At 73.2% G+C, this 10,849-nt stretch carries 2 protein-coding genes (1 of these 2 cut by a window edge); both read left to right on the top strand.

The window, feature by feature from the left end; translation table 11 throughout:
* Positions 1 to 2,545: condensation domain-containing protein (locus ACFT32_RS08075; protein WP_382486977.1), on the top strand; the 2,545-nt coding region annotated here is incomplete at its 5' end.
* Positions 2,542 to 10,849 carry the 5' portion of a non-ribosomal peptide synthase/polyketide synthase gene (locus tag ACFT32_RS08070; RefSeq protein WP_382486975.1) on the top strand. Its footprint extends 9,161 nt past the window's final position, so only the first 8,308 of its 17,469 coding nucleotides appear in the window; the start codon lies at positions 2,542 to 2,544; its stop codon lies off the right edge, out of view. The genes ACFT32_RS08075 and ACFT32_RS08070, both read left to right, overlap by 4 nt.

The following is a 10,849-nucleotide window of genomic DNA, read 5'->3' as shown; positions in this document are numbered from 1 at the left end:
GGGTGCCGATCTCGCGTTGCGGTATGTGGTGTTCGGTGGTGAGGCGCTGGAACCCTCCCGGTTGGCGGACTGGTTCGCGCGTCATGGTGATCGTGGGCCGGTGCTGGTGAACATGTACGGGATCACTGAGACGACCGTGCATGTGACGTATCTGCCGATGAGTGGGGAGCTGGCGGCGGGTCAGTCGCGGAGTCTGATCGGTGAGGGTATTCCGGATCTGCGGGTGTATGTGCTGGACGAGTGGTTGCGTCCGGTGCCGTTCGGGGTGCTGGGGGAGATGTATGTCGGTGGGCGGGGGCCTGCGACGGGTTATCTGGATCGTGCGGGGCTGACGTCCGAGCGGTTCGTCGCGGATCCGTTCGCGGGTGACGGTTCGCGGATGTATCGCACCGGGGACCTGGCACGCCGCCTGCGCGGCGGCGGTCTGGAATACCTCGGGCGTGCGGATCATCAGGTCAAGATCCGCGGCTTCCGCATCGAACTCGGCGAGATCGAAGCGACATTGGCCCGTCATCCCGACGTCGGACAATGTGCCGTCGTGGTGCGCGAGGACCGGCCCGGTGACAAGCGTCTCGTCGCCTACGCCGTGCCGGCCGCCGGTGCCGCCGCTCTCCCGGACACCGCCGACCTGCGCGAACACCTCGCGCAGGACCTGCCCGACTACATGGTGCCCCTGGCGATCGTGCCGTTGGACACCCTGCCGCTCACCCCCAACGGCAAGATCGACCAACGGGCGCTGCCCCGACCTGTGTACGGCGACGAGACCCGGCGCCGCGGCCCCCGCACAGCGTGCGAGGAGGCCCTGTGCGCGCTGTTCGGCGAGGTGCTCGGGCAGGACGAGATCGGCATCGACGAGGGCTTCTTCGCGCTCGGCGGTGACAGCATCATGGCCATCCAGCTGGTCAGCCGGGCGCGGCGCGCCGGCCTCGAGCTGACCGTCCGTGAGGTGTTCGAGCATCAGACGGTCGCGGCGCTCGCCCACACTGTGCGCGAGGCCGGCGGACACACCGGTGGTCCGGTCGACGAACCCGGTGGAACCGGCCCTGTACCGCCCCTGCCGATCACCCACTGGTTTGCCGAACTCGCCGGTCCCATCGACCACTTCAGCCAGTCCCAGCTGATCCGCACCCCCGCCGGGGCCGGCCCCGAGCGGCTGGAACGGGCACTCCAGGCGGTCCTGGACCACCACGACGCTCTCCGCATGACGCTCCGCATCGACGATGCCGACGTCACCGGTGCGGGGGCGGCCGCCTGGCGGCTGGAGATCCCCGACGGGCCCGGTCCGCGCGCGGCGGACGTCCTCCACCGGGTCGACGTGTCCGGCCTCGACGACGAGGCAGCGCGCCGGACCGTGCTGAGCGAGGGCACCGCGGCGCGCACCCGGCTCGCCCCCCGTGACGGCAGGATGGTGCAGGCCGTCTGGTTCGACGCGGGACCCGACAAGCAGGGACGGCTGCTGCTGGCCGTGCACCACCTCGCCGTCGACGGAGTGTCCTGGCGCATCCTCCTGCCCGACCTCGCCGAGGCCTGGCGGGCCGACGCCGCGGGCGACGCACCGCGGCTCCAGCCCGTGGGCACCTCGCTGCGCGGCTGGGCGACAAGGCTGGCCGAACTGGCCGCCACCCGGCCCGACACCGAACTCGCCCGGTGGGAGGCCGTCCTCGACACGCCCGACCCGCCGACCGGCCTCCCGGCCCCCGACCCGGCCCGAGACACCTACGCGACCGCCGGGCACCTGACCCTGACCCTGCCACCGGACGTCACCTCGACCGTCCTGGGCGCCGTCCCCGCCGCGTTCCGCGCCGGCCCCGACGAAGTACTGCTGGCCGCGTTCACCCTGGCCCTCGCGAAGTGGCAGCAGCGGGCGGGGGACATCCTCGTCGACGTCGAAGGACACGGCCGCGAGGAGGAGTTCGCCGGCGGCGCCGATCTGTCGCGGACCGTCGGCTGGTTCACCGCCCTGTACCCGGTGCGTCTCGGAACCGGTTCGCTGGACCGGGCCGACGCCTGGGCCGCGGGACCGGCCGCCGGTGACCTGGTGAAACGGGTCAAGGAACAACTGCGGGCCGTCCCCGACCGGGGCATGGGCTACGGCCTGGCCCGCTACCTGGACCCGCGTACGGCCCAGCGGCTCGCCGCCCGGCCCCGCCCCCGGATCGGGTTCAACTACCTGGGCCGCTACACGGTGGGCGCCGACCAGGACGCCGCCGACTGGACCGTGGTGGCGGGCACGGACACCGGATCCGACCACGATCCGCGCATGCCGCTGCCGCACGCCGTGGAAGTCAACGCCGCCACCCGCGACACCGCTCACGGCCCCGAGCTGGTGGCCGTGTGGACCTGGGCGGCCGCACTGCTGACCGAGGACCGGGCCGAGGAACTCGCCCGGCTGTGGTTCCGGGCCCTCGAAGCCCTGGCCGCACACGCCCAACGCCCCGACGCCGGCGGACTGACCCCGTCCGACGTGGCGCTGTCGTCCATCGACCAGCGCGAGATCGACGAGTTCGAAGACGAGCTGACGCAGGAGTGGGAGACACACAAGTGAGCCGACAGCCGAAGGCCATCGAGGACATTCTGCCGCTCTCCCCGCTGCAGGAGGGGCTCCTCTTCCACAGCGTCTACGACCGCTCCGGCGACGACGTCTACACCGCGCAGTCCGTGTTCGACCTGACTGGCCACGGTGGCGCGGTCCCCTTCGAGCCGGACGCCCTGCGCGCGGCCGTCGCCGGGCTGCTGAGCCGGCACGCCGCGCTGCGCGCCTGCTTCCGCGAGCGCAAGAGCGGCGAATGGGCGCAGCTCGTGCTGCGCCATGTCGAGCCCGACTGGCGGGAGATCGACCTCAGCCACCTGCCCGAGGCCGAGCGCGCGGCCGAGGCGGACCGCATCGTCACCGAGGACCGCACCCGCCGCTTCGACCTGTCCCGGCCGCCGCTGATGCGATGCACACTGCTCCGGCTCGGCGGCGGTGTCCACCGCTTCCTGCTCACCAGCCACCACCTGCTGTACGACGGCTGGTCGCAGCCGCTGCTCGCGCGTGACCTGTTCGCGCTGTACGAGAACGGCGGCGACACCGACGCACTGGCACCCGTGCGCCCGTACCGCGACTACCTGACCTGGCTCGCCGGACAGGACCGCGAAGCGGCCCTGCGCGCCTGGGGCGACGCCCTCGCCGATGTCGACGAGGCGACGCTCGTCGCGCCCGGCGCCGACCGGTCACCCGTCGTCCCGGACGAGCTGCTGACGGAGCTCGACGAGGGTGACACCGCCGCCCTGCTCCGCTGGGCGCGGGACAACGGCCTCACCCTCAGCACCGTCGTGCAGGGCGCGTGGGCTCTCGTCCTCGCCTCCGTCACCGGCCGGGACGACGTCGTGACCGGCCTCACCGTCAACGGCCGGCCGCCCGAGGTCGCCGGTGTCGAGTCGATGGTCGGCCTGTTCATCAACACCGTGCCTCTGCGGCACCGTGTCAGCCGCGGCGAGACCCTCACGGCGATGCTGCGGCGCCTCCAGGACGAGCAGACCCGGCTGCTGCCCCACCAGCACCTCGGGCTCTCCGAGATCCAGCGCCGGTCCGGCGTCACCGGCGAACTCTTCGACACGCTCTGCGTCTTCCAGAACTACCCCTCCAGCGGGGCGGCCCGCCGCGGCGCCGCCGACACCCGCTCGCTGCCCGTCACCCGGATCGCCAGCCGGGACGCCACCCACTACCCGCTCGCGCTGATCACCGCTCCCGGAGACCGGCTCGGCTTCCGGCTCGACTACCGCTCCGACACCGTCGCGCACGACACGGCCCGAGACGTTCTCGACCGGCTGCGCCGCGTCCTCGATGCCCTGGTCCGCGATCCCGATCAGCCGGTGGCCTCCGTGGAGCTGCTGTCGGTGGGTGAGCGGCGGCGGGTGGTGGAGGAGTGGAATGCGACGGGGCGGGTGGTGCCGTCGGTGTCGTTGGCGGATTTGTTCGTGGAGCGGGTGCGGCGGTCGCCGGGGGCGACGGCGGTGGTGTTCGAGGGTGTGTCGGTCTCGTATGCGGAGCTTGATGCGCGTGCGTGTGCGTTGGCGGGGTGGTTGGCGGGGCGTGGTGTGGGTGTGGGTGACCGGGTGGGTGTGATGGTGCCCCGGTCGGTGGAGTTGGTGGTGGCGTTGCTGGCGGTGCACAAGGCCGGGGCGGCGTATGTGCCGGTGGATGTGGGTTATCCGCTGGAGCGGGTTCGGTATGTGTTGGAGGATGCGGCCCCTTCGGTGGTGCTGACGGTGGCGGAGGGTGTGTCGCGGGTGCCGGTGGGGGTGCCGGTGCTGTGTGTGGATGAACCGCTTCCGGATGGTGGGGATTTCGAACCGCGTGCTGTGCCTGAGGGGCCTGCGTATGTGATGTACACGTCGGGTTCGACGGGGCGTCCGAAGGGTGTGGTCGTCCCGCACCAGGGCATCGTCAACCGCCTCCTCTGGCTCCAGTCCGTTGACCCCCTGACGCCCGACGACCGACTGCTCCAGAAGACGCCCATCGGCTTCGACGTCTCCGTACCCGAGTTCTTCTGGCCGCTGATCACCGGCGCCACGCTCGTCATGGCCCGCCCCGACGGCCACCGCGACCCCGAGTACCTCGCCGACGTGATCCGGCAGGAGCGGATCACCAGCGTGCACTTCGTGCCGTCCATGCTGGGTGTCTTCCTGTCCGAGCCCGCCGCTTCCGAGTGCACGACCCTCACCCGGGTCTTCTGCAGCGGCGAGGCCCTGCCCGGTGAGCTGCGCGACCGGTTCGCCGACACCCTCGGCATTCGCCTGCACAACCTCTACGGGCCGACGGAGGCCTCCATCGAGGTCACCCACTACCAGTGCGGCGACGAGCGAGGCCCCGTCCCCGTGCCCATGGGCCGTCCGGTGTGGAACACGTCGGTGTTCGTGCTGGACGGGGGTCTGCGGCCGGTGGCTGCGGGTGTGGTGGGTGAGTTGTATCTGGCGGGTGTGCAGTTGGCGCACGGTTATTGGGGTCGGGCGGGGTTGTCGGCGGAGCGGTTTGTGGCGTGTCCGTTGGGGGCGTCGGGGTCGCGGATGTATCGCACGGGTGACCTGGTGCGGTGGACGGCCGGTGGTGAGCTGGTGTTCGTGGGCCGTGTGGATGATCAGGTGAAGGTGCGGGGCCAGCGGGTGGAGCTGGGTGAGGTGCAGGGTGTGGTGTCGTCTGCGCCGGGTGTGGGTCAGTGTGCGGTGGTGGTGCGGGACGAGGGTGGGGGTGATGTGCGTCTGGTGGCGTATGTCGTGCCGTCGGCCGGTGTGGTGGTGGATGCGGGGGTGGTGCGTTCGTGGGTGGGTGAGCGGTTGCCGGAGGGGATGGTGCCTTCGGCGGTGGTGGTGCTGGACGCGTTGCCGGTGTCGGTGAACGGGAAGCTGGATCGTGGTGCTCTGCCCGCGCCGGAGTACCGGGTGAGTGCGGGCCGGTTGCCGCGTGGTCCGCGTGAGGAGATCCTGTGCGGCTTGTTCGCGGAGGTTCTCGGGGTTGCTGATGTGGGGGTCGACGACTCGTTCTTCGATCTGGGTGGTCACTCGCTGCTGGTGACCCGGCTCGTCTCCCGTATCCGCACCGTCCTCGGCGCCGAACTCTCCATCAAGCAGGTCTTCGAGACCACCACCGTCGCGGAGCTGGCCGCGCTGCTCGACACCGCCGCCACGGCCCGCACCCCCGTCACACCGGCCCGGCCCCGGCCCGCCCGGGTGCCGCTGTCCCTCGCCCAGGAGCGTCTCTGGTTCCTGCACCGTTTCGAGGGCCCCGGCGCCACCTACAACCTGCCCATGGCGCTGCGTCTGTCCGGCCGCCTGGACCGGGACGCGCTGCGCGCCGCCCTGGACGACGTCGTGGCCCGCCACGAGCCGCTGCGCACCGCGTTCGCCGAGGACGCCGACGGGCCTTACCAGGTGATCCGGGACGACGCCGCCCTCGACCTGACCCACGTCACCACGCAGGCCGAACGGCTCGAGGAGGAACTGGCCGGCGCCGCCCGGCACCCGTTCGACCTCACCGGCGACATCCCCGCCCGCGCCTGGCTGTTCCAGGTGGCGGATGACGACCACGTCCTGCTCTTCCTGGTACACCACATCGCGGCAGACGGCTGGTCCGTGCGCGTCCTCGCCGAGGACCTGGCCACCGCCTACTCCGCCCGCCGCACTGACACGGCCCCCTCATGGCGCGAACTCCCGCTCGACTACGCCGATTTCGCGGTGTGGCAGCGTGAGGTGCTGGGCTCGGGCGACGACCCTCGATCACTGCTGGGCGGTCAGCTGGAGTTCTGGCGGCACCGGCTGGCGGGGCTGCCGGAGGAACTGGCACTGCCGGTGGACCGGCCGCGTCCGGCGGTCGCCTCCTACCAGGGCGAACGCCTGGAGTTCGAGGTACCGGCCGCACTGCACGCACGGGTGGCGAAGGTGGCCCGCGAACACCGCGTCAGCGTGTTCATGGTGATGCAGGCGGCACTGGCCGCCCTGCTGACCCGGCTGGGCGCGGGCACCGACGTGCCGATCGGCACCCCGGTGGCCGGGCGGGGCGACGAGGCGGTGGAGCACCTGGTGGGCTGCTTCGTCAACACGCTCGTGCTGCGCACCGACACCTCCGGTGACCCCACCTTCGCCGAGCTCCTGGACCGCGTCCGCGAGGCCGACCTGGCCGCCTACGCCCACCAGGACCTGCCCTTCGAACGGCTCGTGGAAGAACTCAAGCCCGAACGCTCCCTCTCCCGCCACCCCCTCTTCCAAGTCATGCTGGCCTCCGCCGACGGCACCGGCGAGGCCACGGCAGGGCTGCCCGGCGTGACCGCACGGCCCCTCACGGTCGGCACACACACCGCGCAGTTCGACCTGTACCTCACGTTCCGGGAGCGGCGCGGCGGCGACGGCGCCCTGGGCATCGGCTGCTCACTGGAGTTCGCCACCGACCTGTTCGACGCGGACACCGCCCGCCTGCTCAGGGAGCGGCTCGTACGCCTCATGGACGCCGCGACCCGGGCGCCCGGCACCGCCGTCGCGGACCTCGACCTGCTGGACCCGGCCGAACGCGCACAGGCGCTGACCGGCGGCCACGACACCACGGCCGGCGTCCCGGCGGCGTCCCCGGCCGAGCTGTTCGCGGAGCAGGCCGCGCGGACCCCCGACGCCGCGGCCCTGACGACCCGGGGCCGCACACTCACCTACCGGGAGCTGAACGAGGCCGCCAACCGACTGGCCCACCATCTCATCGCGCTCGGCTGCGGCCCCGAGCGGTACGTGGCGCTCGCCCTGCCCCGTACCGAGCAGCTGGTCGTCGCCCTGCTCGCCGTGCTCAAGACGGGCGCCGCCTACCTCCCCGTCGACCCGGACTTCCCGCCCGACCGGATCGCCCTGATGCTGGCCGAGGCCCGGCCCGGAGTCCTGCTGACCACCCAGGAGCACAGTGACGCCCTGCCCGCCGACGGGGCCGGCCGTGTCGTCGCCCTCGACGCACCCGGCACCCGCGCGGAACTGGCCGCGATGCCCGGCCACGAGCCGGCCGACGCGGACCGCACGGCACCCGCGCACCCCGGCCAACCGGCCTACGTGATCTACACCTCCGGGTCGACCGGCCGGCCCAAGGGCGTCGTCGTGCCGTCCGGCGCACTCGTCAACTTCCTGCACGACATGGGCCGCAGGGCCGGTCTCGCACCCGGCGACCGGCTGCTCGCCGTGACCACCGTCGGCTTCGACATCGCCGCCCTGGAGATCTTCGGCCCCCTCCTCAACGGCGCCGAAGTCGTCCTCGCCGGCGGGGACGAGGCGCGCGACCCCGCCGCCCTGCGCGCGCTCCTCACCGGCGACGGCATCACCGTCATGCAGGCCACTCCCAGCCTCTGGCAGGCGCTCACCGCCGACGGCGAGCCCGGCGCCCTCAATGGGATCCGCGTGCTGACCGGCGGAGAGCCACTGCCCGCGGCCCTGGCCCGCACCCTGCGCCGGAACGCCGCCTCCGTCCTCAACGTGTACGGGCCGACCGAGACCACCGTGTGGTCGACCGCCTCCGTGGTGGACGCGCGGGCCGAGCAGGCCCCCGACATCGGCATCCCGATCGCCAACACGCGCACCTACGTCCTCGACCGCGCCCTGCGCCCGGTCCCGCCGGGCGTCGTGGGCGAGCTGTACATCGCGGGAACCGGCGTCGTCCGCGGCTACCTCGACCGCCGCGACCTCACGTCCGAGCGGTTCGTCGCCGACCCGCACGGCCACCCGCACGGCGCCCCCGGTGCCCGTATGTACCGCACAGGCGACCTCGCACGCCGTACCGCGGACGGGCGTCTGAGGTTCGTCTCCCGCGCCGACGACCAGGTGAAACTGCGCGGCTTCCGGATCGAGCTCGGCGAGGTCGAGGCGGCCCTGGCCACGCACCCGGACGTACGGCTGGCCGCCGCCACGGTGCGCGAGGACCGGCCCGGCGACCGGCGACTGGTCGCCTACGTGGTGCCCGCCGACGGCCTGGACCCGCAGGCCGCGACGCTGCGCGAGCACATGGCCGGCGCCCTGCCCGACTACATGGTGCCGTCCCTGTTCGTACCCCTGGACGCGCTCCCGCTCACCCCGAACGGGAAGCTCGACCGCAGATCCCTGCCCGCGCCCGCGTACGACGCCGACGGCGGCGGGCGGGCGCCGCGCACCCCGCGCGAGGAGATCCTGTGCGCCCTGTTCGCCGACGTCCTCGGCGTGCCGCGGGTCACCGTCGACGACGACTTCTTCGCCCTCGGCGGGCACTCGCTCCTGGCCACCCGGCTCGTCGGCCGTATCCGCACCACCCTCGGCACCGAACTGCCCCTGCGGATGCTGTTCGAGGCGCCCACCGTCGCCCGGCTCGCACCCCGCCTGGACACCGCCGACCGCGCACGCGAAGCCGTCACGGCCGGCCACCGCCCCGAGCGGTTGCCCCTGTCGTACGCGCAGACACGACTGTGGTTCCTCAACCGCTACGAGGGCCCCTCCGCGACGTACAACATGCCGCTGGCACTGCGCCTCACCGGCACCCTGGACGAGCGGGCCCTGGCCGCCGCGCTCACCGACCTCGTCGACCGGCACGAGCCGCTGCGCACCGTCTTCGCCGAGGACGCCGAAGGGCCCTACCAGATCATCCGCGACACCGTGCCCCTCGACCCCGAGACGGTCGACGTGACGCCGGACGAACTGGACGCCCGCCTCGCCGAGGCCGCCCGGTACGGGTTCGACCTGTCCGCCGAACGCCCCGTGCGGGCCTGGCTGTTCCGGCTGCCCGACCCGGGCGGCGCGGCCGCGCCCGAGCATGTGCTGCTGCTCCTCGTGCACCACATCGCCGCCGACGGCTGGTCGCTGCCCGTCCTCGCGCGCGACCTGCACCGCGCCTACAGCGCCCGGAGCGAGGGGCGCCGTCCCGACTGGGCGCCGCTGCCCGTCGGCTACGCCGACCACGCGCTGTGGCAGCGCCGCGTCCTCGGTGACGCCGACGGCCCGGCCGGCGTCACCGACACGCCCGTCGCCCGGCAGCTCGACCACTGGCGCACCGCCCTGGCCGGGCTGCCCGAGGAGATCGCCCTCCCCACGGACCGGCCCCGGCCCGCCACGCCCACCCACCGCGGCGACCGCGTGGACTTCGCCGTGTCCGCCCGGCTGCACGCCGGGCTGGACCGGCTGGCCCGCGACCACGACTGCAGCATGTTCATGGTCCTGCAGGCGGCCGTCGCCGCACTGCTGTCCCGGCTCGGGGCGGGCACCGACATCCCGCTCGGCAGCCCCGTCGCGGGCCGCGGCGACGAAGCCGTGGAGGACCTTGTCGGCGTGTTCGTCAACACGCTCGTGCTGCGCACGGACCTGTCCGGCGACCCCACGTTCGCCGAACTGCTGGCCCGCGTCCGGGAGACGGACCTGGCCGCCTACGCCCACCAGGACGTGCCCTTCGAACGGCTCGTCGAGGAGCTCAACCCGGAGCGCTCACCCGCCCGGCACCCGCTCTTCCAGGTCCTGCTCGTCCTCGACAACCACGTGCGGGACGCCGGGATGCGCGAACTGCCCGGCCTCACCGCCACCACCGTGCCCGTCGACGCCGGTGTGGCCCGCTTCGACCTGCTGCTGTCCTTCGCCGAACGGCGCGCCGACGACGGCGGCCCCGCCGGGATCGACGCGGCACTCGAGTTCAGCGGCGACCTGTTCGACCGGGCCACCGCCCACCGGATCACCGAGCGGCTGCTGCGGCTCGCCGAGGCCGTCACCGCCGACGGCGACCGGCCGGTGCACACGGTCGACCTGCTCACCCCTGGCGAAGGCCGCAAGGTGCTCGAGGAGTGGAACGCCACCGGCCGGGACGTGCCCGGGACCACCCTGCCCGCCCTGTTCGCGCGGCAGGCCGCCCGCACCCCGGACGCGCCCGCCGTTCTCGACGGGGACACCACGCTCACGTACCGGGAGCTCGACACCCGCGCCAACCGGCTCGCCCGGCACCTCATCGGCCGGGGCGTCGGGCCCGAGTCGCGCGTCGCCCTCGCCATGCCGCGCTCCGAGCGGTGGGCGGTGGCGCTCCTCGCGGTCCTCAAGGCCGGTGCCGCCTGGCTGCCCATCGCCCCCGACCAGCCCGCCGAACGCACCGCGTTCATGCTCGCCGACAGCCGGCCCGCGCTCGTGCTGTCCGGCGACGAACCGGAGCTGTCCGACGACTACGGCCCTGGCGCCCGCCCGGCCGACGGCGACATCACCGACGCCGAGCGGACCGCGCCGCTGCTGCCCGGCCACCCCGCCTACACCATCTACACCTCCGGCTCCACCGGCCGCCCGAAGGCCGTCGTGATGCCGACCGGGGCCATGGTGAACCTGCTGGAGTGGCACCACGCCACCATCGGCG

Source organism: Streptomyces sp. NPDC057002 (assembly GCF_042673825.1).
Taxonomy (GTDB): Bacteria; Actinomycetota; Actinomycetes; order Streptomycetales; family Streptomycetaceae; genus Streptomyces.
The sequence above is the reverse complement of the archived record's forward strand: the minus strand, read 5'-3'. Positions and strand labels throughout refer to the sequence as shown.